Source organism: Brachybacterium fresconis (assembly GCF_017876515.1).
GTDB lineage: Bacteria > Actinomycetota > Actinomycetes > Actinomycetales > Dermabacteraceae > Brachybacterium > Brachybacterium fresconis.
Window position 1 is genome coordinate 2632423 of sequence record NZ_JAGIOC010000001.1, and the last position, 23827, is coordinate 2656249.

At 69.5% G+C, this 23827-nt stretch carries 18 protein-coding genes; 7 read left to right on the plus strand and 11 right to left on the minus strand.

Annotated features, from left to right (window positions below):
* Positions 1-26: 26 nt before the first annotated feature.
* From JOF44_RS11840 to JOF44_RS11865, 6 genes are all read right to left on the minus strand, one after another.
* A complete protein-coding gene (locus JOF44_RS11840; protein WP_209891429.1) occupies positions 27-1247 on the minus strand; it encodes an outer membrane protein assembly factor BamB family protein in 1221 nt (406 codons plus the stop codon).
* Positions 1244-2116 (minus strand): cytochrome c biogenesis CcdA family protein, encoded by an 873-nt coding sequence (locus JOF44_RS11845; protein ID WP_209891432.1) that lies wholly within the window; start codon positions 2114-2116, stop codon positions 1244-1246. The genes JOF44_RS11840 and JOF44_RS11845 overlap by 4 nt, the downstream gene beginning before the upstream one ends.
* A gap of 1 nt (position 2117) precedes the next feature.
* Positions 2118-2897 (minus strand): DsbA family protein, encoded by a 780-nt coding sequence (locus tag JOF44_RS11850; RefSeq protein ID WP_209891435.1) that lies wholly within the window; start codon positions 2895-2897, stop codon positions 2118-2120.
* Positions 2898-3017: 120 nt separating this feature from the next.
* Positions 3018-3338 carry a DMT family transporter gene (locus tag JOF44_RS11855; RefSeq protein ID WP_209891438.1) on the minus strand — a complete coding sequence of 107 codons (321 nt, stop codon included), beginning with the start codon at positions 3336-3338 and terminating at the stop codon, positions 3018-3020.
* Positions 3335-3730: a DMT family transporter gene (locus tag JOF44_RS11860; protein WP_209891441.1), complete on the minus strand. Its 396-nt coding sequence runs from the start codon at positions 3728-3730 to the stop codon at positions 3335-3337. Before JOF44_RS11860 ends, JOF44_RS11855 begins: the two co-directional genes overlap by 4 nt.
* Positions 3727-4314 (minus strand): TetR family transcriptional regulator, encoded by a 588-nt coding sequence (locus JOF44_RS11865; RefSeq protein ID WP_245348930.1) that lies wholly within the window; start codon positions 4312-4314, stop codon positions 3727-3729. Before JOF44_RS11865 ends, JOF44_RS11860 begins: the two co-directional genes overlap by 4 nt.
* A gap of 116 nt (positions 4315-4430) precedes the next feature.
* Between JOF44_RS11865 and JOF44_RS11870 the strand changes: the two genes are divergently transcribed.
* Together JOF44_RS11870 and JOF44_RS11875 are read left to right on the plus strand one after the other, a co-directional pair.
* Positions 4431-4634, plus strand: a complete 204-nt coding sequence (locus JOF44_RS11870) for a CopG family transcriptional regulator (protein WP_209891443.1) — start codon at positions 4431-4433, stop codon at positions 4632-4634.
* Complete coding sequence (locus JOF44_RS11875; protein WP_209891446.1) at positions 4631-4999, plus strand: type II toxin-antitoxin system death-on-curing family toxin; 369 nt, start codon at positions 4631-4633, stop codon at positions 4997-4999. Before JOF44_RS11870 ends, JOF44_RS11875 begins: the two co-directional genes overlap by 4 nt.
* A gap of 28 nt (positions 5000-5027) precedes the next feature.
* On the opposite strand, the gene larB is transcribed toward JOF44_RS11875, so the two are convergent.
* From larB to JOF44_RS11890, 3 genes are read right to left on the minus strand one after another with little or no spacing between them, the layout of a single operon-like run.
* A complete protein-coding gene (larB, locus tag JOF44_RS11880) occupies positions 5028-5795 on the minus strand; it encodes a nickel pincer cofactor biosynthesis protein LarB (protein WP_209891449.1) in 768 nt (255 codons plus the stop codon).
* Positions 5788-6819: an ATP-dependent sacrificial sulfur transferase LarE gene (gene larE / locus JOF44_RS11885; RefSeq protein WP_342591767.1), complete on the minus strand. Its 1032-nt coding sequence runs from the start codon at positions 6817-6819 to the stop codon at positions 5788-5790. Before larE ends, larB begins: the two co-directional genes overlap by 8 nt.
* Positions 6816-8150 carry a lactate racemase domain-containing protein gene (locus JOF44_RS11890; protein ID WP_209891453.1) on the minus strand — a complete coding sequence of 445 codons (1335 nt, stop codon included), beginning with the start codon at positions 8148-8150 and terminating at the stop codon, positions 6816-6818. Before JOF44_RS11890 ends, larE begins: the two co-directional genes overlap by 4 nt.
* Before the next feature lie 404 nt (positions 8151-8554).
* On the opposite strand from JOF44_RS11890, the gene JOF44_RS11895 reads away from it, so the two are divergent.
* Positions 8555-8722, plus strand: coding sequence for a hypothetical protein (locus JOF44_RS11895; RefSeq protein WP_245348931.1), 168 nt, complete (start codon positions 8555-8557; stop codon positions 8720-8722).
* A 458-nt stretch (positions 8723-9180) separates the two neighbouring features.
* Here JOF44_RS11895 and JOF44_RS11900 read toward each other — a convergent pair whose 3' ends face one another.
* Positions 9181-12375 carry a GH92 family glycosyl hydrolase gene (locus tag JOF44_RS11900; protein ID WP_209891456.1) on the minus strand — a complete coding sequence of 1065 codons (3195 nt, stop codon included), beginning with the start codon at positions 12373-12375 and terminating at the stop codon, positions 9181-9183.
* A 311-nt stretch (positions 12376-12686) separates the two neighbouring features.
* On the opposite strand from JOF44_RS11900, the gene JOF44_RS11905 reads away from it, so the two are divergent.
* The 3 genes from JOF44_RS11905 (at position 12687) to JOF44_RS11915 (ending at position 21166) form a co-directional block, all read left to right on the plus strand.
* Positions 12687-13655, plus strand: coding sequence for a hypothetical protein (locus JOF44_RS11905; protein WP_209891459.1), 969 nt, complete (start codon positions 12687-12689; stop codon positions 13653-13655).
* Between the two features lie 599 nt (positions 13656-14254).
* On the plus strand, positions 14255-17896 hold the full coding sequence (locus tag JOF44_RS11910; RefSeq protein WP_209891462.1) for a GH92 family glycosyl hydrolase: 3642 nt from the start codon (positions 14255-14257) through the stop codon (positions 17894-17896).
* Between the two features lie 9 nt (positions 17897-17905).
* The gene (locus tag JOF44_RS11915) at positions 17906-21166 is read left to right on the plus strand and encodes a GH92 family glycosyl hydrolase (protein ID WP_209891466.1); all 3261 of its coding nucleotides are present in this window, start codon (positions 17906-17908) and stop codon (positions 21164-21166) included.
* Here JOF44_RS11915 and JOF44_RS11920 read toward each other — a convergent pair.
* Positions 21108-22262 (minus strand): LacI family DNA-binding transcriptional regulator, encoded by a 1155-nt coding sequence (locus JOF44_RS11920; protein ID WP_209891468.1) that lies wholly within the window; start codon positions 22260-22262, stop codon positions 21108-21110. The two genes, JOF44_RS11915 and JOF44_RS11920, sit on opposite strands and share 59 nt — an antisense overlap.
* Positions 22263-22496: 234 nt before the next feature.
* Between JOF44_RS11920 and JOF44_RS11925 the strand changes: the two genes are divergently transcribed.
* On the plus strand, positions 22497-23786 hold the full coding sequence (locus JOF44_RS11925) for an ABC transporter substrate-binding protein (RefSeq protein WP_209891471.1): 1290 nt from the start codon (positions 22497-22499) through the stop codon (positions 23784-23786).
* Positions 23787-23827: the final 41 nt, after the last annotated feature.

Below are 23827 nucleotides of genomic sequence, written 5' to 3' on the forward strand. Positions count from 1 at the left end.
AGCGCTGAGACTCCTCGCGGTGCCGGTCAGCGCGTGCCGTAGTCCTCGTCGAAGGTCGTGGTGACCAGGTAGCGGGCCCCGTCGACGTCCACTGCCGCCGCCGAGTCGGCGGAGAAGATCTCGGGGACGGCGAGCGCACCCGTCTGGTCGACGTCATAGGGCTGGACCATGCGTCCATGCGAGGTGTCCAGCACCACCAGGGTGCCCTCCTCCTGCCGCTGGGCGTAGGCCAGGCGCTCGCCCGCGGTGATGAACCGCAGCTGCTCGGCGTCCTCGTGCCGCCAGCTCTCCGAGCCATCGGGATCGAGACCTCGCACCGTGGTCCCGGCGGCGAGGACGGTGACGTCCAGGACGTGGTCGTGGGCCACCTGATCGGCGTCGCGGGCGATCACCTGTCCGTCGGCGAGGTCGATCACGGTCCCGGCTCCGCTGCCGTCGCCGAGGACCGCGTACCCGGTGTTCGGGTCGATGCGCGGGCCGATGGCGCTCCGCTCGGGCTCGAGCCCCTCGGGCAGCGCGATCCGCCATCGCTGTTCGCCGTCGGCCGCCTCGAGCGCGACCAGCTCGTCGCCGTCGATCATGACGACGACGCCGCCGTGCTCGGCCAGGATCCTGCCGCCGTCGAGCTCCTCCTCGGTCAGCGCGATCTCGCCGGTTCCTGCGACCAGGGCCGTGCGCGTCTGCGCCGAGCCCATCGGGGCCTCCTCCGTCGCGGAGTACACCATCCCCTGCGCGGCCTGCGGGCCCGGCACCTCGACCGGGCCCCAGCGCACCTCGGCGGTGCGCAGGTCGTAGCCGGTCAGGCTCGTGGCCAGTGGGGCACCGCCTTCCGATGCCGTATCGGCCAGCACCGCGATGGCGGTCCCGTCGGGGTCGGCCGAGAGGCCGTACCCGGTGCAGCTGAGCGGTCGCTGCGCCTGCCACAGCAGCGTGCCGTCCTGGGCGACGGCCCGGAAGCGCAGCCGGTCACCGGCGTCGGAGTACCCCAGGAAGATCCCGTCCCGCTCCAGGGGCGTCGCGGTCCATCCCGGGTCCACCACGATCATCGGGGTCATCTCCAGCGGCAGGCGCAGCTCGTTGGCGTCGACCGTGTCGGCGCGTTCCTCGACCACCGTCGGAGCGGGGTCGACATCGACGTCCGACGGTGCGCCGGTCCCCTTCGAAGGGTTCGCGGGCTCGTCGGAGTCGCAGGCGGCGAGCGCGAGCAGCCCCAGCGGCAGCGTGAGCGCAAGGGTGCGGCGCCTCATCGCCGATCCATCCGCGGCAGAACGGGCCCGACCTCGACGCGTCGGCGGCGCCGTCGATCATGGCGCCACCACAGGGCCAGGGCGAGCAGCCCGAGCGCGGCGATCACCGCGATCTGGGCGCCGGTGCCGGTCAGCACGCTGCTGCTGGACTGCCAGCTCGCCAGCACGCTGGTGGGGATCAAGGAGGGCATGGTGACCAGGCCGTTGGTGGTCCAGAACAGGATGCCCAGGGCGATGATCACCGCGCCGGTGAGCACGGTGGTGGTGTGCAGCGTCCGACCCAGCACGGTGAACTCCCGGCCTCGCAGCAGGGAGCGGGTCCGGGCGCTGAGACGGTCCCACACGGCGGCGAGCGCCATCAGGGGCACCACCATGCCGGCACCGTAGACGGCCAGCAGGATCGCGGCGAGGACCATGCTCCCCTGCCCCATGGCGAGGGTGAGCACGGCGCCCAGGATGGGGCCGGCGCAGAAACCGGCCACCCCGCCCACGGCACCGAGCAGGAACGTGCGCGGCAGTCCGCTGCCGCGCGAGGAGGCCTGCTGGGCACGATCGATGCCGGGCAGCGCCCGGGAGAGGTCGAAGCCGAGGCCGAGCGCGTGCATCGCCCCGAGCACGATCAGGATCACGGAGGTGACGATGACCAGAACGGTGCGGTGCTGCGCGAACATCGTCCCGAGTGCACCGGCGCCGATGCCGAGCGGGACGAGGGTCAGCACCAGGCCGAGGTAGAACGCCAGGGCGTGCGGGACCAGTCGGGCGCGGCTAATGACGGTGGCGGCGAAGAAGCCGGGCAGCAGGAACGCCCCGCACGGGCTCAGGAGGGCGAGGGCGCCGCCCAGGAAGGCGGTCAGGATCCCGATCTCCATCTCAGCCCTCCTTCTCGGCCAGGGCCGTATCGAGCGCGTCGGTGAACACCTCGGTGGGCTGGGCGCCGGCCATGGGCGTGCCGTCGAGGAGGAAGGCGGGGGTGGACATGGCGCCCAGCTCGATGCCCTGCTGGGCGTTGGCGTCGATGGTCGCCGCGACCTCCTCGGAATTCAGGTCCGCGGTGAACTGCTCGGTGTCCAGGCCGAGTTCCCCGGCCAGATCGACCAGCGAGTCCTCGTCGAGATCCTGCGGTGAGCGGATCTCGCCGCCGGAGAAGAGGGCGTCGTGGTAATCCTGGAATCGGTCCTGCTTCGCGGCTGCGAGGACCGCACGGGCTGCTCGCTCGGACTCTTCCCCGTAGATGTTCACGTCGCGGTATTCGATGCGCAGCTCTCCGCGCTCGACGTATTCGCGCAGGACGGGCAGGGTCTCGTGCGACCACTGGGCGCAGTAGGGGCACTGGAAGTCGGAGAACATCACCAGCACCACCGGGGCATCGACCGGGCCCTCGGCCAGGAGGTCGTCGGGATCACGGGCCTCCTCCTCGCTGAGGTCCGGCTGCGCCACCTGGTCGGGGTGCTCGACCGCGCCGGGCTGCTCGGTGGGCTCGCCCGTGGCGGCGGTGCCGGCCGCCTGCTCGGCATCGTCGTCGCCCCCCATCCAGATCGCGGCCACGATCAGCGCGGCCACCACGGCGAGGATCACCAGCGGAGCCAGCCAGCGGCTGCGGCGGCCGGGAGGCTGTTCGGTCGCGCTCCCGGTCGTCTGCGGGTCAGGCATCCGTTCTCCGATCACGCGGGGGAACGGCGCACCGCGGCGCCATTCGACTATCCGTCATAGTAACTATGGTCGATAGTACGCAGATCGACGCGCTCGACTCAACCTCGGGTGATCGGCCGCTCAGTGCGTGCCGCCGAGCTCGATGAGCAGCACGCCGACGACGATCAGCCCCATGCCCCCGAGCATCGTCGGCGTCAGCGCCTCGCGGAACAGGACGCGGGAGAGCAGGGCGGTCAGCACGATGCCGGCGGCGGCCCAGACGCCGTAGGCGATGCCCAGCGGCATGCCCGTGGCGAGGGAGCCGGACAGGAAGGTGAAGGCGACGACATAGCCGAGCACCACCAGCAGGTAGGCGGCGCGACGACCGCCGGCGGCGACCCGCAGCGACAGGGTGGCGCCGACCTCGCTGATCACCGCAACGGTCAGCAGGATCCAGCTCATGGCGCCCCCGTCCCGCTCGCAGCCGGGAGATCGCGGGCCGGCACGGGCTCCTCGCGCTGCCCGCGCCGACGGGCCCGGTGGGAGCCGACCTCGACCACCGCGACGCCGACGGCGATGAGCACGACGCCGCTGATCTTCATCGCGGTGAAGGGCTCACCGAACAGCACCGCCGACAGCGCGGCGGTGAGCACCACGCCGCAGGCCGCCCAGATGCCGTAGGCGACACCGAGCGGCACCCCCCGGCGCAGCACGAGGGCGAGGAAGCCGAAGGAGAGGGCGTAGCCGATCACGACCACGACGTAGAGCGCGGGGTGATCGAGCGCTCCGCGCAGGGAGAGCGTCGCGCTGACCTCGCTGAGGATCGCGCCCACCAGCAGCAGCCAGGCGATCACCCCTCACCCCCGAGCAGGTCCAGGGCGAGGGCGTGGACAGCGTGCGCATCCTCGGAGGGCAGCTCGAGCTGGCCCGTGGCGCGGTCGAACCAGAGCCCGTCGGCCATCAGGCGCACGGCGAGCAGTCGCTGCCGCTCCGCGACAGGGGTGCCGGCGGGGACGGAGAGCCAGCCGGCCAGCTGCTCCTGCCAGCGCGCGGTCAGGCTCACCCGCAGCTTCGGATCCGCGAAGATCACCAGATCCGCCGGGGAGAGCTGCGCGTGGCAGGCCCAGTCGAGATAGGCGAGGAAGCGCCGGTGGGCGGGCACGGCGGCGAGGTCCTGGACGCCCGTGCCATGGACGGCCTCGATCTGGGCGAGCACCTCGCGCTCGTAACGGTCGGCGATGTGGTCCAGCACGGCCCGCAGCAGGGCCTCTTTGGTGGCGAAGTGGTACATCAGCCCGGTCTTGGTGACGCCGGCGGCGCGGGCCGCCGAGTCGAGGGTCAGGGTGCCGTCCACGCCGAGATGGGCTTCGGCGGCATCCAGCATCGCCACCCGGGCCGACGGGCGGTGGGCGGGACGGGGCGAGGGATCGGGCGCCATGAGGGCTCCTCCGGGACGACGGACCCTCGTTACTTTACTGCCCGTGCGGTCAAGTAAGCAATGGGGTGCACTCACGACCCTGAGGCCCTCCGGTATCACAGTGATACCATGTAGGTATGGCTATGACACTGCGACTGAGTGAAGCGGACGAGAAGACCCTTTCGGACCTCGCCCGCCAGGAAGGGATCAGCCGCCAGGAGGCCACGGTACGAGCGATCCGGGAGACGGCGGCCCGGCGCGGCCATCAGCAGGCCGTCAGCGAGATGTCGGAGCGGGCGCGAACTCGTTACGCGGAGCTGCTGGATCGCCTCGCACAGTGAACTCGACGAACCACCTCGGTCTCGAGGATCTCCTGGCGCTCATCGACGATCTTCGCATCGGGCCGGTGCGTGATCTCGGGTTGCTCGAATCTGCTGCCCACCGGCCGACGACGACGCTCTGGGGCACCGAGGCCTACGACGGTCTTGACCGCAAAGCGGCCGCTCTGCTGGAGTCGATCGTCCGCAATCATGCCCTGCCCGATGGGAACAAGCGACTCAGCTGGCTGGCTGTGGTCGTGTTCTATGGTCTCAACGACATCGATCTCGATGCCCCGGATGACGAGGCCTATGACCTGGTCATCGCCGTGGAGACGCGCGATGTGAGCCTCGAGGAGATCGCCGCAGCTCTTTCCGGCTGGCGATGAGGCTCCCACCCCGGGGCGGTGCGATGCGTCAGCCGACGCTCTCCCCCGGCCCCGGCGCCCAGCGGGCGATCTGGGCGGCGAGGTGCCCGGCGCCGTAGCCGTTGTCGATGTTGACCACGCCGATGCCGGGCGCGCAGGCCGAGAGCATCGTCAGGACGGCGGCGCGACCGCCCTCGGCGACGCCGTAGCCGACGGAGGTGGGCAGGGCGACGACGGGGGCGCTGATCTGCCCGGCGACCACGGTGGGCAGGGCCCCGTCCATGCCGGCGGCGACCACCACGCAGGCGGCCTCACGCAGCTCGGGCAGGCGGGCGAGCAGGCGATGGAGCCCGGCGATGCCGATGTCCGCGATCAGCCGGGTGGGACGGCCGAGATAGCGGGCGGTGAGCTCGGCCTCGCGGGCCACGGGCAGGTCGCTGGTGCCGGCGCAGGCGATGATCACCTCTCCCCCGCTCTCATCGGGCGGGGCCGCCGGCCAGGCCAGCAGGCGGGCGTCGGGGTCGTGGAAGGCGCCGGGCAGCATGTCGAGGATCGCGGCGGCCCGGGCCTCGTCGGCGCGGGTGAACAGCACAGGGCCGAGACCCTCGTGGCCGGCGGCGTGCAGCCGTGCGTACTCTGCGGCGATGGTGGCCACCTGGTCGACGCTCTTGGCGTCGCACAGCACGGCCTCGGGGGCGCCGCGGCGGCGCGAGCGGTCCAGGTCGAGCTCGAGGACGCCGTCGATCCGCCCGTCGGCCTTCCGTGCGCCGGGACCGGGGGCGACCTCGGAGCCGGGCTCGCCGGTGGCGTCAACCACGGGGCTTGGAGCTGAGGATCTGCAGGGAGAACAGGCCGGAGCGGATGCCGTCGAGGTCGATCGTGACGTGCGCGAACCCGGTCTCCTTGCCGGCGGCGACCAGCGCGGTGCGGATCTCCGGGTCCATGGCGCGCGGCAGCTCGTCGGTGGGCAGCTCGATGCGGCCGACGTCGCCGTGGTGTCGCACCCGGCAGTCGCTGAAGCCCTGCTCGTACACGGCGTCCTCGAGGTCGTCGATCTGACGCAGCTTCTCGGGAGTGACGGACTGCCCGAAGGGCACCCGGGAGGCCAGGCACGGCGCGGCGGGCTTGTCCGCGACCGGCAGCGAGAGGGCGCCGGCGACGTCGCGGACCTGCTGCTTGGTCATCCCGGCGCTCGACAGCGGGCGCAGCACGCGGTGGCGGGTGGCGGCCCCGGCACCGGGGCGGTCGCGGCGCTGAGCGTCGTCGGCGTTCTCCCCGTAGGCGACGGCGTCGAGCCGGTGCGCGTCGACGATGTCCTCGCCGATGCGGGTGAACAGCTCGTCCTTGCAGTGGAAGCACCGAGCACCGTCGTTCTTCTGGTACTCGGGGTTCTCGCCCTCGTGGGTGGGGACCTCGACCACGTCGATGCCGATCACGGCGGCGACCCGGTGGGCCAATCGGCGCTCGCGGCGGGCGAGCGAGGGCGAGACGCCGAGCAGGGCGACGACGTTCTCGGTGCCGAGGGCGCGCACGGCCAGCGCCAGCAGGGTCGCGGAGTCGACGCCGCCGGAGTAGGCGACGCCGAGGCGCTGGACGGTGCTGAGCTGGGCGGAGACCTCGTCGGCGAGGGCGAGGGGCTCTCCCTGCAGGGCCTCGGGGGTCATGGCCTCGACGTCGAACCCGGTGCCGCCGGGGTGGAACAGCGATGTGGGGGCAGGTGGCGTCGCGCTGGCGGCAGGAGTCGACGGGGCGATGCCTTCGTGGACGGCCGACGGGTCGGCGCTCGCGACGCGGGCCGACGGGTCGGGCGGGCGGGTGGTGTGCTGGGGGTTCGCGGTCACAGGGACTGGCGCTCCTCGGCGAGACGGAACAGGACTTCTCCGGCGTGGTCGATCACGAGGGTGTCGGGATCGTCGCGCAGCGCCTCGATGTCCAGGGCGGTGGGGTCCTGGTACAGGACGTTGTACTCCTCGCACTCCTGCTTCGAGATCGACGTGGCGAAGTAGCGGTTCACGCGCTGCTTCTCCTCGCCGGTGGCGGGGTCGTAGGTGCCCAGGCCGGTGACGTGCGTGGAGTGGGCGAGCTCGCCCCAGGGGTGGTCCTTGAACCGCTCCCACTGCTTCGTGAAGTACTCGATGTTGTGGTACCCGATGTCGCGCAGGCCGGGGTGCATGGCGGCGACCTCGGTGATGTGCGGGGCGTAGATGATGACGTCGCCTCCGTCGGCGCAGACGGGCTCGGACTTGTAGAAGCCCTTGGCGCCGGTCCACATGTCGTCGTACATCTCCGGCACCAGCGCCACGATGCGTCGGTACGGCTTGTCGACGTAGGTGATGTGGGTCTGCGCGGAGATCTTCGCGCTGGCGGCCCAGGCGGCCTGCGGGTCGCCGTAGGCGACAGCGCCGAGGTCCGCCCCGCCCTCCTTGACATCCATGGTGAAGCAGTACTTCTCGGTGGTGACGAGCTCGCTGGCGGCGTCGATGAGCTGGCGCACCGGGGTGATGCCGAGGGTGCCGATGATGCGGCTCGCGGTGATCAGCGCGCCGACCCAGTGGGAGATGTCGATGACGTCGTGCACCGAGCAGCCGGGGAAGAAGTACTTGTTGCCGCCGGAGAAGCCGACCACCTCGTGCGGGAACACCGGGCCGACGATGAGGTTCACATCGGACTCGACGCACAGGCGGTTGATCTGCACGCGCATGGGGACGTCGGTGAGCAGACCGCCGGTGAGCTCGCCGATGCGCTCGGCGGAGATCTCGCCGAGGTCCGCGATCTGGTCCGGGTCGTCCCAGGCGTGGTTGACGACGGTCCACTCGGGGTAGGTGGCCTGCGCGCCGCGCTCGGTGGAGCCCAGCAGCGTGTCGATCGCGTCGGCGTCCATCGCGGCGTGGGTGCCCAGCGCGATCAGCACGGTCACGGAGGCGGCGCGGCCGGCGAGGGCATCATGGATGGCGGGCAGCACCTTGGGCAGCGGGACCGAGCGAGTGCCGTCGGGGACGATCAGGCAGACGCTCTTGCCGTCGTAGTCGGTGGCGGCGAGCTGCTCGGTGACGAAGTCGCGGATCTGCTCGTCGGTGAGCGTTCCCTCCGGGCCGCCGAGCAGGGCGGCGCGTTCGGCCAGGCCGTCCGGGATCGGGTCGATGGTCGGCGTCGTCGCAGTCGGCTCGCTCATCACTCCATGATGCGCCGCCTGACCAGGGAAAGCCAAGGATGGTCAACTGTTGCCATCGGGCGGTCGCCCCGAGCACGATTTCCCGTCGGACGCTTCGCGGGCATCGGGGGCGTGCGAACAGCGGCCGGCGCTCATGCTGAAGGTGTCGCGATAGGGCCCTTCGTTCGGGGGGCTGCACAGATCTGTCACGAAACTGCCGACACGGACCCTATTCGCAACCGCGGCAGGGCGAGGAGCGGGGTGTCGCGCTGGGGTATACCCCAACGGGCCACCCCGGGGCGTATGACCCCCTGGAGGGTCATAATGTACTGTTCGCGCTTCAACGGTGGGCATTACTGCGGCCCTGGACGCCGGCATCGGAGCCGTGAAGGAACGCGACCACGGGCGCGTACTTGACCGCGCCGATGCCGCTCAAGTATGGCTACATCAACTACCGTCAGGCGATCCGTCGGGCCCTTGCGCTCGGCTACAGCGGTCCCATCTGCTGCGAGCACTACGGTTCGGACTCCTTGGGAGTCATCGCGGAGAATGTGCACTACGTCCGGCAGGTGCTGACCTCCGCTCTGGCCTGAACCGCTTGCCCGCTGACGAGGAGAGCCACCATGAGAGCTGGGCACCGTCTGTCGATCTTCGACGACGACCCCACGGGCTCGCAGTGCGTGGCTGGGATCGATGTCGCCTTCGCCGACGATCCGTTGATTCCGGTCGCAGCGCTGGCCGAGCCGGACTCCGCATGCTTCGTCCTGACCAACGGTCGGGCCCTCGACGAGGATCGTGCGATCGCCGTGAACCGCCGGTTGGTCCGGGGAGATGCTGCGAGCGGGCATCCCACCGAGCGGGATGCATGTGGTCTCCCGCTCGGACTCACCCGACGCTCGATGGGGCGGGTGATCGGAGGGCAAAGGGTCCGCGGCGTTCTTCGACGTCGCCGGCCACGTTATCGCCCTGGGCGGGTACGTTCCGCGCGACGTCGACCCGTTCGCGATCGGACTACCCCGGCAGTCGACGCGCCATCCGCCGCGAGCCCGCGCTACGCCACTCCGGAGGCCTCCGCCCCGTCGTAGGCGATTGCGAAGACGTGCAGGTTCTCGTTGCTCGGGAAGGTCACGGCGGCGATCTGCGTCCCGTCGGGCGCCGACCAGGCGTCGGTAGCGTAGACATAGGTGGTGCTCGCCTCGCCGGAGTTGTGATCCATCGTCGCCACCACGGTGTTGCCGTCGATCGGGGAGCCGTCCTCGCTCGGCAGCACCCAGTCCCCGAAGGAGATCGGCACGTCCTCCGTCGTGCCGTCTGTGAGCTCGACGGACACCGTGTCATCGACGGTGCCGTGGGTGCCGAGGCCAATGAAGGAGATCGACCCTGCCGGACCGGGCGGCTCGACCCGTTGTCCGTCGGCGGTTATGGTGTTCGGACTGCCCGGGGCCACGTCGGGCCACTGGAATGCCAGGCCGTGCACGTCGTGCTCGGACCCCGGCACGAGGCCCGTAGCGGCGAGCGCCTCCTCCGACAGGCTGTTCCCCGAGCCGTCGAGGTCTCCCGGTGAGGAACCATCGTCCGGGGAGCTGCCGACGGTGTTGAAGGACGCCATCATCGACCCGGGCGGGGCGACGCGAAGCCGGACCGGCAGCGTCCTGACCTCGTCGGACCCCTTGCGACCTACCGTGAGCCGCACGTTGTGGTCCCCGATGGCGACCTCGTCCGAGACGGTAAGGGCGATATCGGCGACCACCTGCCCGGAGCTGTCCGGGCGCAGGGGCCGTGCCGTGGCCGAGATGTCCTCGGGCGCGTCGATGTCGACGGCCACCGGCCGGTGGTTTCCACCGAACGCCTGCACGGTGGTGGTGAGGACGGCGGACTCTCCCGGCGCGACGGTCTGGAAGGACGGCGTCGCCGTCGCGACGAGCTCGGATTCGCCGTCACGGAACGACGGCGGGGCCGCATCCTCCCCGGTGCCCCAGTCCTGGTCCGGTGAGTCGGACATCGTCAGGTCGATGACGCCGCCCTCGGCGATCAGCTGCTCGGGCAGGTAGGTCCGATCCCACGGCTCCCCGTCGACCTTCATGCCAGCGATGTATCTGCCGCCGTCAGCAGCGCCCGGGGCCAGGATCTCCAGCTGCTGTCCCTCGCCCAGGTCGACCTCGACCCGTTCGAAGCGCGGGGCGTTGAGCGTCAGCACATCGGTGCCGGGCGTGGAGGGGTACAGCCCCATCGCGGCCCACACGTACCACCCGGCCTGTGCGCCGAGGTCGTCATTGCCAGGCTTGCCGTCCGGCGTGGGCTGGAACAGCTCGGCGATGACGTCGTCGACGAGCTCCGAGGTCCGCACTGGCTGGCCGACGTAGTTGTACAGCCAGGGCACGCCGAAGTTCGGCTCATTGCCGATCCACAGCTTCGGTGCGCCGTCCCCGGCGTTGTACTCGGTGGTGAACTCGTCGAGCCGCGCGATCGTAGCCTCCCTCCCGCCGAGCGCCTCGACCAGGCCCTCGACGTTCTGGGGGACGAGCCAAGTGTACTGGTGATCGTTGCCCTCGTCGAAGCCCTCCTGTCCGAAGCCGGGTCCGGATCTCGGCTCGATGAACGCCCCGGACTCGGAGCGCGCGGACATCAGGTCGGTGGCCGGGTCGTAAATGTTCTGCCAGTACTGTCCGCGTTCCTGGAACTCGGTCGCGACCTCGTCCCGGCCGGTGGCGGTGGCCAGCTGCCCGATCGCGAAGTCGGCGATCGACCACTCCAGGGTCACCGAGGCGCCGACGATCCCGTGGTCGCCGCGGAACTCCTCCGTCTGGGGGCCGTACCCGAGCTCGAGGTAGCTCTCGAGCCCGGGTCGCTGCACGTACCCGTCTGTGTCCGCGGGGGTTTGCGTGGCGCCCTTGATCATGTAGTCCAGGGCGGACTCCACGTCGAAGTCACGGGCCCCGAAGGCATACATGGACGCGATCAGCGGGACGGAGGAGTCCCCCGTCATCTGCCCGGTCGGCTGGTTCGCCACCGGCCATCGGGGGAGCCACCCGTACTGCACGGCGTCGTTTACCAGGGACTGCGCCATGTCAGAGGCGCGCTCCGGCACGAGGATCGCGTGCAGTGCGGCGAGTGAGCGGTAGGTGTCCCAGTCGGAGAAGTTGGCGTACTGGGTGTGGCCGGGGGCGACCTCGTGGATCTCGCCGTCGAAGCCGACGTAGCGCCCGTCGACGTCGTTGAAGGTGTTCGGGTGCATCAGCGAGTGGTACAGCGAGGTGTAGAACATCGTGGTGTCGGAGTCGGCCCCTCCGGAGACCTCGATCCTGCCGAGCATCTCGGCCCAAGCGTCGCGATTGGCCTGCTGGAGGGAATCGACATCCCACGCGGGAATCTCGGCGGCGAGGTTCGCTGCGGCCCCGGCCGCGTCCACGTAGGAGATGGACGACTTGACGGTGATCTCGGATCCGGCCGGGAACGTGAGCCAGGCGCCGGCCGTCTGTCCGTCGGCCGTCGCCTCGCCCGGACGGAGCTCGCCGTCCTGCCAGGTGCCGAAGTCCTCGACGGCGGTGTCGAACTCCATGACGAAGTGGGTGGTGTGCTGGTTGTCCTTACCGCAGAACCCGCCGGTGGTCACGGCGCCGGTCACGGTGCTCCCCTCGACCTGCAGGTCGACGTCGTAGACGCTGGCCTTCGAGCCGCCGGCGTCGAGGATCACTTGGGCCGGCTCGGACTCCGGGAAGTCGAAGGTCATGCCGGCGGAACGGGTGGCCGCGAACAGCTCGACGTCGATGTCCGAGGACTCCAGCGTGACGGCGTACCTCCCGACCTCGGCGGATTCGACGTCGTGCGAGAACTGCTCGGTGCGGTCCCACGGCGTCTCGCCGACCTCCCCGGTGACCGGGAGCAGCGGGAGGTCGCCGAACACGTTGCAGCCTGCGGCCGCGTGGGTCAGGCTGAAGCCGCTGATCTCGGAGTCGGAGTGCCGGTAGCCTGCGTAGGAGCTCGGGGTGTCGGGCGAGACCTGCACCATCCCGAAGGGCATCGACGGACCGGGGAAGTTGTTGATCTCCCCGACCACGGCTCCCGTCGCCGCACCTGTGCCCACCATCGGGTTGACGTGGTCGAGGGGATCGTGCACCGCCGCCTCGCCGCTTCCGTTCGCGGGTGGGGCCGCCGCTGCGCCGACCGTCCCGCCGACGCTCAGTGCCAGTGCCGTCAGTAGTGCCGCGGCACCGCGTGCAGTTCGTGCTCTGGTCAAGGGTCTCATCGCGAATCATCCGCTCAGTTCGTGCCGAGCCGCTGCGCCCGAGCCACTGCGGGCCCGCGTCGTCGCGGGCCTCCGGGTGACACCACCACACCCAGGAGTAGGGTTCCAGCCTTATGACAACCTTGTCAACAGGGCGGAAAAGATGTTGACTATGTCGCGTCCGAGGAACTCCGAGCCGAGTGCACGCAGCAGATCGACCAAGGGCTGCGACGTCTCGCGGCGACCGTCGGACGTCCCGCATTCGCCCGACGGGTGGGGTGAACGACGCTCCAGCCCGTGCCTCACGATCACGTGACGACGAAAGGACCGCCATGCGCTGGCGCACCGCACTCTCCACCACTGCCGCCGTAGGACTGATCTCGATGGGCGCCGCCCTGCCCGCCCACGCGGGACTGACGACGTACTGCCAGGGCACCGCCGCCGACGTGACCGTCCCCGGGGACCTGGTCGTCCGCGCCGACCAGGCCTGTGACCTGTCCGGCGTGACCGTGACCGGGAACGTCACCGTACGTGCGGGGGCAAATCTCCTCGCCGAGGATTCCACGTTCGAGGGCAGACTCCGCGTGCAGGACAACGCCTATCTCGACGCGAAGGGGTCGACCATCGCGGGCAACCTGGTCCTGCGCTCGGCCTACGGCGCCTACGTCGAGGACGGCGCCGTCGATGGCCGGACCAACGCGCAGGAGTCAGGATTCCTCTACAGCCTGGACTCTGAGCACAGCGCCAGGGTCGTCGCCGCGAGCGGGGAGACCTACCTCGATGGGTCCGTGGTCCGGGGCAGCGTCACTACCACCGACGAGCACCTCACGGACGTCTACGACAGCTGGATCACCGGCGATCTGAGCGTGACCGGCGCCGCCGAGGGCGGCCTGCTGTGCACCAGCGAGGTCGACGGCGACCTCAGCTACACGGGCAACGGGGGACTGGTGCAGATCAGCGCCAGCGCACCGGTCGGGCCCTGCGGCGTCAGCTATGTCGGCGGTGACGTCGCGCTCGTGGACAACACGGCCGACGTGATCATCAGCAACACGATCGTACGCGGCGACCTGCGCTGCGACGAGAACGACACGGCCCCGACCGGCGAGGATAACCGCGTGCGAGGGACGTCCGAGGGCCAGTGCGCCGAGCTCGCGCCGACGGCGGACACCTCCGGCCGCGCCCGGATCGCGCCGCAGCAGGTCGACGACCGACGGGAGGGCGTCCTGGAGAAGGCCGGGGCCCGCACCGCCGAGGGGGAGCGGGAGGCCGCTGCGGCGGGCAGCGCCGGGATCGGCGACTGACAACCCAGCGACCTTCACGCAGCACGGAGCCCTCCCCTGCTCGGGGCGGGCTCCGTGCTGCGTAGCGGGGAGTTCCGGTCGGCGATCGGTTCCTGGCGCACCGGACAACTTCCGCCGCAGGGTTGTCCGGTGTGACACAGGACGCTACTCTTGCCCGTGACATCGTTGTCAACATGATGACCACGATCCACCGAATCTGCGTCGATCTACGGTATCGCCCCAGTCGCTCAGAAGAGGCGCTGGGCGCTGTCGACAGTGCGCAGGAGCGGCCTTGCGCTACCGGATCGTCGGGTCGTTCGAAGGAGAACTACATGCGACGCAGAAATTTCCTGGTCCTCGCCGGAAGTGGCCTCACCGCGGCCGGGCTGGCTCGGACTCCGGCGGGGTCGGCTCAGGCGGCGAGGCCAGCAGCGGGACCGGCGGCGACGCTGAGGCCTTCACCTGGTGCCCCCTCTCCGCGCTTCCTGACGTCTTACGAGGACGGGGACCCCGCGCTCGACTGGACCGGCGAGGTCGAGACCCGTCCCGACGGAAGTTCGTGGTCGGGGAGCGTCGTCACCTCGGCGCTCCCCGGCGACCTGACGCCTAGCGTCATCACCGTGACCGGGAGCGCCGAGAACCCGCCGACGGAGACAGCAGCAAAGGCCGTCGACGGCAGCACCGCGACGAAATGGCTGGCCTTCAAGTCCGAGGCCTGGTTACAGATCGAGCTCGAGGAGCCACTCGTCGTCGCTGACTACGTTCTCACCTCCGCCGATGACTCGCCGGAGCGCGACCCGAAGGACTGGACCCTTCAGGGGTCGACCGACGGCGCCACCTGGGCAACCTTCGACACACAGACCAGTCAGACCTTCGAGGGCAGGGGCACCGCCAACACCTACGAGACCGACAACGAGACCGCCTACGCCTTCTACCGGCTCGACATCTCTGCCGTCGGCAGTGGCGACACCGTTCAGCTCGCGGAGCTGACCCTGTCCGACGGCTCCGAGGAGGCGGCACCCGGAATGCTGATCACTACCGGAAGCGGTCCGGCTGCTGCCTACGCCTCGAAGACCAACGTCGGATTCACCGGCGTAAACGCCCTGAAGTACTCGGGACAGACGACGAGCGAGAACGGCGGCCACCACTGGCAAAAGTTGCACGACGTCGACATCTCGGTCACGCCGGACACTGAGCTCACCTACCGGATTTTTCCCGAGTTCACTGACGACCTGAGCTACCCGTCGACGTTCACTGCGATCGACCTCGCCTTCACCGACGGCACCTATCTCAGCGAGCTGGACGCAGAGGACCAGTACCGGTTCGGCGCGTCACCCGCCGCGCAGGGAGATTCCAAGGCCCTCTTCACCAACCAGTGGAACCACCGCGCGCTGCGCGTGGGCGATGTCGCCGCGGGCAAGACCATCGACCGCGTGCTGATCGGCTACGACGCCCCCGTGGGACCGAAGAGCTTCTCCGGCTGGGTCGACGACATCGAGGTCGCTGACCGGCCGCTCGAGACCCACGAGCGCCCCTCAGACTGGGTCGACACCCGCCGGGGCACCCACTCGAGCGGCGCCTATTCGCGCGGCAACAATCTACCCGCCACCGTCATGCCCCACGGTTTCAACTTCTGGATCCCGGTCACCGACGCCGGGGTCCTGAACTGGCCGTACGCCTATCACCAGGACAACGACGCGCAGAACCGTCCGCGTCTCGAGGCATTCGCCGTGAGTCATGCGCCCAGCCCCTGGATGGGGGACCGGCAGACCTTCCAGTTCATGCCCTCGCTGGCCGAGGGTGCCCCGGAGACCGGCCGCGACGGCCGGGCGATGACGTTCTCCCACGACAACGAGAAGGCCACCGCCCATCACTACCGTGTCGAGTTCGACAACGGCACGGTCACCGAGATGGCACCGACGGACCACGCCGCCATCGTTCGCTTCGATTTTCCCGGCGACGACGCCTCCGTCGTCTTCGACAACGTCAACGACGACTCCGGTCTGACGCTCCACGACGACGGCGCCGTGACCGCTTACTCCGACGTTCGCAGCGGACTGTCCGCCGGCGCCACGCGACTGTTCGTCTACGTCCAGTTCGACCAGGAGGTCGTCGACCAGGGGGCCGAGGACGGCAACACCGGGTGGGTGCGCCTCGTCGCCGAGGACAACGGCACCGCCACGATGCGCATCGCCACCTCGCTGATCAGCGTGGATCAGGCCCAGAAGAACCTACAGCAGGAGATCACCCCGGACGACACCTTCGACACCATCCGCGACCGCGCACAGACCGCCTGGGACCAGAAGCTGTCCATCATCGAGGTCGAGGGCGCCACCCCCAACGAGCTCACGACCCTCTACTCCAACCTCTACCGCCTCAACGCCTACCCGAACTCCGGGTTCGAGAACACCGGCACCCCCGAGGACCCGCATTTCCAGTATGCCTCTCCGGTGTCGGAGCCGACGGGGGAACCTACGGAGACCGCCACTGGTGCGGAAATTTTGGACGGGAAGATCTACGTCAACAACGGCTTCTGGGACACATACCGGACCGCCTGGCCGGCCTACAGCCTGCTCGCGCCCGACGACGCGGGAGAGCTGGTCAACGGGTTCGTGCAGCAATACCGCGACGGCGGGTGGGTGTCCCGATGGTCGTCTCCCGGCTACGCGAACCTGATGACCGGCACCAGCTCCGACGTCGCCTTCGCCGACGCCTACACGAAGGGCGTCGACCTCCCCGATCCCATGGGGACGTACAAGGCCGGACTGAAGAACGCGACCGTGACTCCACCCGGCAGCGCGACCGACTCGGACGTCGGCCGCAAGGGACTGAACACCTCGATCTTCCGCGGCTGGACCGACACATCGGTCGGCGAGGGCACCTCGTGGGCTCTCGAGGGCGCCATCAACGACTTCGCACTGGCCCGCCAAGCCGAGAAGCTCGCCGAGGCCTCCGACGTCAGTGATGACGAGGCGGAGCGACTCACCACCGAGGCCGCATACCTAGACGCCCGCTCGAAGAACTACGTCAACCACTTCGACCCGGAAGTCGGCTTCTTCCAGGGCCGGAACGATGATGGGAGCTTCCGCCACGGACCTGACGAGTACGACCCGCGGATCTGGGGACAGCACGACTACACCGAGACCAACGGGTGGAACTTCGCCTTCCACGCACCGTTCGACGGGCAGGGGCTCGCGAACCTGTACGGTGGACGCGACGGCCTGGCCGCCAAGCTCGACGAGTTCTATGCGACACCGGAGACCGCCGAGTTCCCCGGCACCTACGGCGGCACGATCCACGAGATGGTGGAGGCCCGCGACGTCCGGATGGGAATGTGGGGCTTCTCGAACCAGGTCTCCCACCACATCCCGTTCACGTATATCCATGCGGGGCAGCCCTGGAGGACGCAAGAAATTACCCGCGAGGTCCAGTCCCGTCACTACGTCGGCAGCGACATCGGCCAGGGTTACGCAGGCGACGAGGATAACGGCGAGACCTCGGCCTGGTGGCTGTTCACGATGCTCGGCCTCTACCCGTTGCAGCTCGGGGACGGCAATTACGCGTTGACATCGCCTCTGTTCACCAAGGCGACGGCGCACCTGCCGAACGGCGAGGACATCGTCGTCAACGCTCCCGACAACAGCGACGAGAACGTCTACGTCCAGTCCTTGCTGGTCGATGGAAAGGACCGGAACAAGGCGTGGATCGAGCACGCGTCCCTCGCCAAGGGCGCCGTCCTTGACTTCACGATGGGTCCCGAGCCGTCCGACTGGGGGTCCGCGCCGGAGAACGCCCCGCCGTCGCCGACGACGGGCGACGAACCCCCTGAGCCGCTCACCGATCTCCTGGCCGACCCGGCGCAGGTAGGAGGGGTCGAGGGCGTGCAGCAGGTGGTCGACGACGACTCGTCGACCCAGCTCGTCCTCGCCCCTGAGGATGCCATCACCTATCAGTCGGACACCCCCCGGAATGAGGTCACGATGTACACGCTGACCTCGGGCGACGACTCCGTCGGGCACCCGACCGCGTGGGTCGTGGAGGGCTCCCGCGACGGTGAGCGGTGGTTCGAGATCGACAGCCGTGAGGACGAGACCTTCGAATGGGAGCATCAGACCCGGCCATTCAAGGCAACCGGGACTAGGGGGCCGGGCACCTACACCCATTACCGGCTGCAGGTGCTCGAAGGGTCCTCCGACGAGGTCGGGCTCGCCGAGCTCGAGTTCTTCGACATTGACGTCGGCCAGTCCACCCCCGAGAAGTAGGAGCAGACGATGTCACGTCGCCTCCTCACCCCGTTCATCGCGTTCGCGGCCGTGCTGAGCCTGGCCGCTCCGCTCGCCTCCGCGGCATCGGCGGAAGAAGTGTCCTCGGTCGACTCGGTCGACCTCGTGAACCCCTTCATCGGCACTCAGGCCGAGGGGAACACCTTCCCAGGAGCGAGCCTGCCCTTCGGGATGGTGCAGCTGTCCCCAGACACCGGGCACTACTCCGGCTACAGCTACACTCACGACCGCATCCGGGGCTTCTCGATGACCCATGTCTCCGGCGTGGGCTGCGGGCTAGGCGGTGAGCTGCCCATGACCCCGATGACCGGGCGACCCGATACCACCGACTACGCCCAGTACGCCCAGCCGTTCCGGCACGAGACCGAAACGGCTTCCCCGGGGTCCTACCAGGTAACCCTCGACGATCCCGACGGGGCGGTGACCGCAGAGCTCACCGCGACCACCCGCACCGGCTGGCAGCGCCTGACCTACGAGGGCTCCGAGGAGTCGGGCCTGATGCTGAACGCCGGGCAGGCGCTGCACGGTGTGCGCTCGTCCCGGGTCGAGGTCCTCGACGCCCGGACGGTCCGCACGACGGTCGAGGGCTCCGGCTTCTGCCAGGAGACCGAGCCGTATACATTGCACTTCCTGACCACCTTCGATCGCGACATCGAGCGTGTCGACCTGTTCGACGGTGACGAGTTCACCGAGGCGGTCCCCGACGGCTCCGCGGCCACCGAGGGAGAAGCACGGCAGGGGGCCTGGATCGGTTTCGACACCACCGAGGACGAGGACGTCGTCGTCACCACCTCGCTTTCCTGGGTCGATGCCGACGGCGCGGCCGCGAATCTCGCCGAGGAGGGCGCAAGCACCTTCGACGAGGTGCGTGACAATGCACGCGCCGTCTGGCAAGACCGACTCGACAGCATCCAGGTCGAGGGTGGCATCGACGAGCAACGCGCCACCTTCTACTCGTCGCTCTACCGCAGCCTGCTGGGGCCGCACCGCGCAGACGATGTCGACGGCCGCTACCGCGGCTGGGACGATGAGGTCCACACCGCCGACGGCCACGGCTACTACCAGACATCCTCGCTGTGGGACACCTACCGGACGCAGATCCAGCTACTAGCGCTCATCGCGCCGCAGGAAGCGCGGGATCAGTCGATCTCGCTGATCCTTCAGGGCGAGCAGAGCGGATGGCTGCCACGCTGGGGCTGGGGAACGGTGGAGACCAACATCATGACCGGAGACCCTGTCACCCCCCAGCTCGTCACGGCACAGCAGTACGGGCTCCTCGAGGGCTGGGAGGACCGCCTGTGGGACCAGCTCGTCCGCAATGCCGACGGCGTCCCGCCCGCCGACCACCCCGCGAACGGGCGCGCAGGCAACGAGCACTACCTCGAGCACGGCTACGTGCCCGCCGAGACCGGGGCGCAGTGCAAGCCCGGCGACTGCGACCTGGACCACGCCGGGTCGGCGACGATGGAGTACGCGGTCGCCGACGCCGCGATGTCGGTACTCGCCGAGGACCTCGGACACGATGACGACGCGCTCCGCTACGCAGAGCGCTCCCGGTCCTGGGAGAGCATCATCAATCCGGACACTGGGTTCCCGCAACCCCGCAATGCCGACGGGGTCTTCGTCGGCGACCCCGACCCCGCCTACACCGAGGGGTTCCACGAGGGCACCGCCTGGCAGTACCAGTGGCTGGTCCCCCAGGACGTGCCAGGTCTGATCGCGAAGATCGGCGGTACGGAGGCTACCAACGAGCGGCTCGACCACTTCTTCGCCTACGACCAGCTGCTCACGGACCCTGAGGGAACCGCCCGCGACGTCTGGGTCAACAGCGCCTATGGGTACTACGGGACCTCCCGCTACAACCCGCAGAACGAGCCCGACCTGCACGCCCCCTACCTCTACCTGTGGACGGGGCAGCCTTGGAAGAGCGCGGACGTGGTGCGGGCAGCGCTCACCCTGTTCACGGATAGTTCGTCCGGCATCACGGGCAACGACGACGTCGGCACCATGTCGGCCTGGCACGTTCTGTCCTCGCTGGGGATCTACCCGGCGATCGCCGGCACCGACGTTCTGACGATCGGGTCCCCGGTCTTCGATCGCGCCGTGATCGACCTCCCGGAGCCGTTTTACGACGGCGACCTGGTGATCGAGGCGCCCGACACCTCGCAGGACGCCCGCTACGTCCAGCAGGTGGAGCTCGACGGCCGGAAGCACCGTCACTCCTGGCTCGCCGCCAGCGACTTGCGCCACGGCGCCGACCTCGAAATCTCGCTCGGCGAGGAGCCCTCGGACTGGGGCACCCGCCGCGGCGAGCAGCCTCCGGCTCCGGTCCCCGGACGCGGAGAAGGGCAGCGGGAGGACCTCGGTGCCGCGCTCACCACCGACGCGCCGCTGACGGTGACTACGGGTCAGGAGACCACATTCGACGCCACACTGTCGGCTGTGCTGACCGGGCGGGGCGAGACCACGGCCGACGTCGAACTCACCTCCGATGGTGCGGTGTCGGTGACTCCTGAGCACGGCGAGCTGCGCGTGCAGGGAGACGGCGCACCGCAGGTCGCCGAGCTACCCGTGACGCTGACCATTCCGGCCGATGCTCCCGCGGGCGAGCACACCGTCACCGCGACGGTGACCTCCCGCGTCGGCACTGCGGAGTCCGAGCTGGTGGTGCGGGTGCTGGATGCCGGCTGCGAGTCGGCCGGTTCTCAATGCATCGTGCCGCTGGATAGTGTCCTCACCCTAGATGGCGTCGCGACGCTCGACGACACCACGGCGGGTGACTTCGACGAGAAGGGATGGGCGTTCGCGGGCGATGAGCTGCCGACGCCCGGCGATGCGCCGGTCGATGACGTGGTGATGCGGATTCCCTCGACCGCGGGCACGGATCCGAACTTCGCGGTCGGTCCCTTCACCGTCGAGGTCGGGCTGCCGGCGGAGCAGCTGACCTTCCTCGCCACCGCCCGCAACGGGGACGCGGCCGACGTGCCGCTGACGCTCGCCTACGCCGACGGGAGCACCGAGGAGACCACGGTCTCGGTCGGGGACTGGGCGGGCGGGTCACCGCAGTTCGACAACCGGCCGGGCCTCCACCAGGGGTATCGGATCGAGAACGGGGTTGGTCGGGTGGGGCCCGAGACCGATCTGTGGCTTCTTGACGTGCCGGCCGACCCGGCCCGGGAGCTGGCCTCGATCACGGTTGGCGACGACCCCGACCTCGCCGTGATGGCGGTGACAGCGCACCGCTCCTGACCCGCACCACCGGAGGTTCCGGACGGGGCGCGTCGGGAGAGCGTCGGCCCGTCACCGCCGCCCGGTCATCGCCGCCTGATCGCTCAAGCGGCGTCACCGTGGAGCGGCGCACGACCAGCTCGGTCGCCAGCCGCACCCGCCGAGACGGGCCGCTGCCGCCGCGGACCCTCTCCAACAGCATGCGCGCGCCGCGTTCGCCCATCTCGGCGGGAGAGTTCGAGACGACGCTCATCCCAAGCACCTCCGCGAGCTCGAAGTCGTCGAATCCGATCAGCGCGGGCAGGTCGTCGCGGCGGGACACCGCGCGCAGGGCACCGACCGCCATCCGGTTGTTCGTCGTGAACACGGCAGTGGGTGGGGCGGAGAGGGTCAGGAGCCCTCGCATCGCGGCCTCGGCACCGTCGGCGTCGTGGACGTCGGTGACGAAAAGGTCCTCGCGGACCGGGACCCCGGCCTCGGTCAGCGCACGCCGCACGCCGGCGATCCGCTCGTGGTGGGTCGGCAGGGAGCCGAGGTCTCCGATCACCCCGATCCGCCGGTGCCCCTGCTCCAACAGATGGTCGACCGCCGCGCGAGCTCCCTCGAGGTTGTCGAACAGGACCTCGTCGACTGCTAGGTCACGCGCCGGGCGGTCGAGGAAAACGGTCGGCACTCCGCGCTCGGCCTCGCTCCGAAGCTGCGGATGGTCCTCGCGCGAGGAGACCACGAGTAAGCCGGCGACGCGCCGTTCGAGGAAGCCACTGATGATGCGCTCCTCCGACGCGGGGTCCTTGTCGCTGACCCCTATGAACAGGAGCAGGCCCTGCTCACCCAGCACCGCCCCGGCGGCCAGGGCAATGTCCGCGTAGAACGGGTTCGCGGCATCGGCGATAACCATTCCGACGACGTCCGCACCCGCGTGGGCGCGGAGGTCCCGCGCCAGGAGGTTCCGCCGGTATCCGAGCGCCGACGCCGCCTCCTTCACCCGGTCCGAGGTAGCTGGCGCGACGTGGGCCTCCCCATTGAGCGCGCGGGAGGCCGTCTTGATGCTCACCCCGGCGGCTGCGGCAACCTGCCGCAGCGTGGGGAGCTCGCGCGCCACCTTCTCACTTACCATCAGTGCTCCCATCGCTCGAGGATGTTCGGCTGCCACGGCGAAGCCCGGTGAACTCATCCTCGAGCTCCCGGAACTGTACCGCGCCCGGCAGTCCGACATCGTTGTCATAACGTTAGCGATGATTCATCGAAACGCCTTGGACCTGCTGTAGTGTCCTCGTGAGACGAGGTATCAGCGCAAGCGCTGCTGCGCGAGTGCAGCCTCGCACAACCGGATCGTTCGAAGGAGAACACGATGCGACGCAGGAATCTTCTCATCCTTGCTGGGAGCGGAGTTACCGCGGCCGGTCTCGCGGCCTGCAGCGGGGGCTCCGGCTCCGGCGGCGGGACCGGGGGCTCCGCCGGGAGTGAGGTCGAGGTCTTCACCTGGTGGGCCCAGGGCTCCGAGAAAGCGGGCCTCGACGCGCTCGTCGCCCAGTTCGAAGAGGACTACCCCGACTTCACGTTCGTCAACGGCTCGGTCGCCGGAGGCGCGGGCAGCGCGGCGAAAGATATGTTGCAGTCCCGTCTGCAGGCGGGCGACCCGCCGGACACCTTCCAGGCGCACGCCGGCGAGGAGCTGGCGGACTACATCGCCTCTGCCCAGATCGAGGACGTCTCGGGCCTCTACGACGAGTACGGCTTGAACGACGCGTTCCCGCAGGACCTGCTGGAGCTGCTGACGGTCGATGACATGATCTACTCCGTCCCGTCGAACATCCACCGTTCGAACATGGTCTGGACGAACAACCAGCTGCTGGAAGACGCCGGGATCGACCCGAGCGCCATCCCGGCCGATGTCGACGCGTTCACCGCCGACGTCGAGACAGCCGCGGCCTCGGGCGTCACCGGGCTGTCGATCGGGATGGCCTGGACCCAGGTGAACCTGCTCGAGGCGATCCTCATGGCGGACCTCGGCTCAGAGGCCTACAACGGGCTCTGGACCGGCGACACCGACTGGAACGGCGCCGACGTCACCACCGCGATCGAGCACTTCGAGACTCTGATGTCCTTCACCAACAGCGACCGCGACGGCTTGGACTGGACCGATGCCACCCAGATGCAGATCGACGGCACCGCCGCCTACAACGTGATGGGCGACTGGGCCGTGGCCTCGTTCCAGCAGGCCGACATGGTGGCCAACGAGGACTTCGGCTTCTACCCGCTCAGCGGTGGCGAGGCGATCTTCGGGTTCCTGGCGGACTCGTTCACCCTTCCGGTCGGCGCTCCCAATCCCGACGGCACAAAGGCGTGGCTCGACACCATCAGCTCGGAGGCCGGCCAGCTCGGCTTCTCCCTGGCCAAGGGGTCCATCCCGGCGCGCACCGACGTCGACACCGTCGAGTTCCCGACCTACCAGCAGACGGCGATCGAGTCCTACGCCAACGACACCATCTGCCCATCGCTCGCCCACGGCGCCGCGACCCCGGTGCGGTGGCTGAACGAAATCACGGACGCCACCAGCCAGTTCACCACCGGCGCGAACGCCGCCGCCGGCTACCAGGAGCAGCTGGCCTCGATCGCGGAGTCCAACCTCTCCGCCTGATCCAGTCCCCGACGGCGGGAGCGAACCGGAATCCCCGCGTC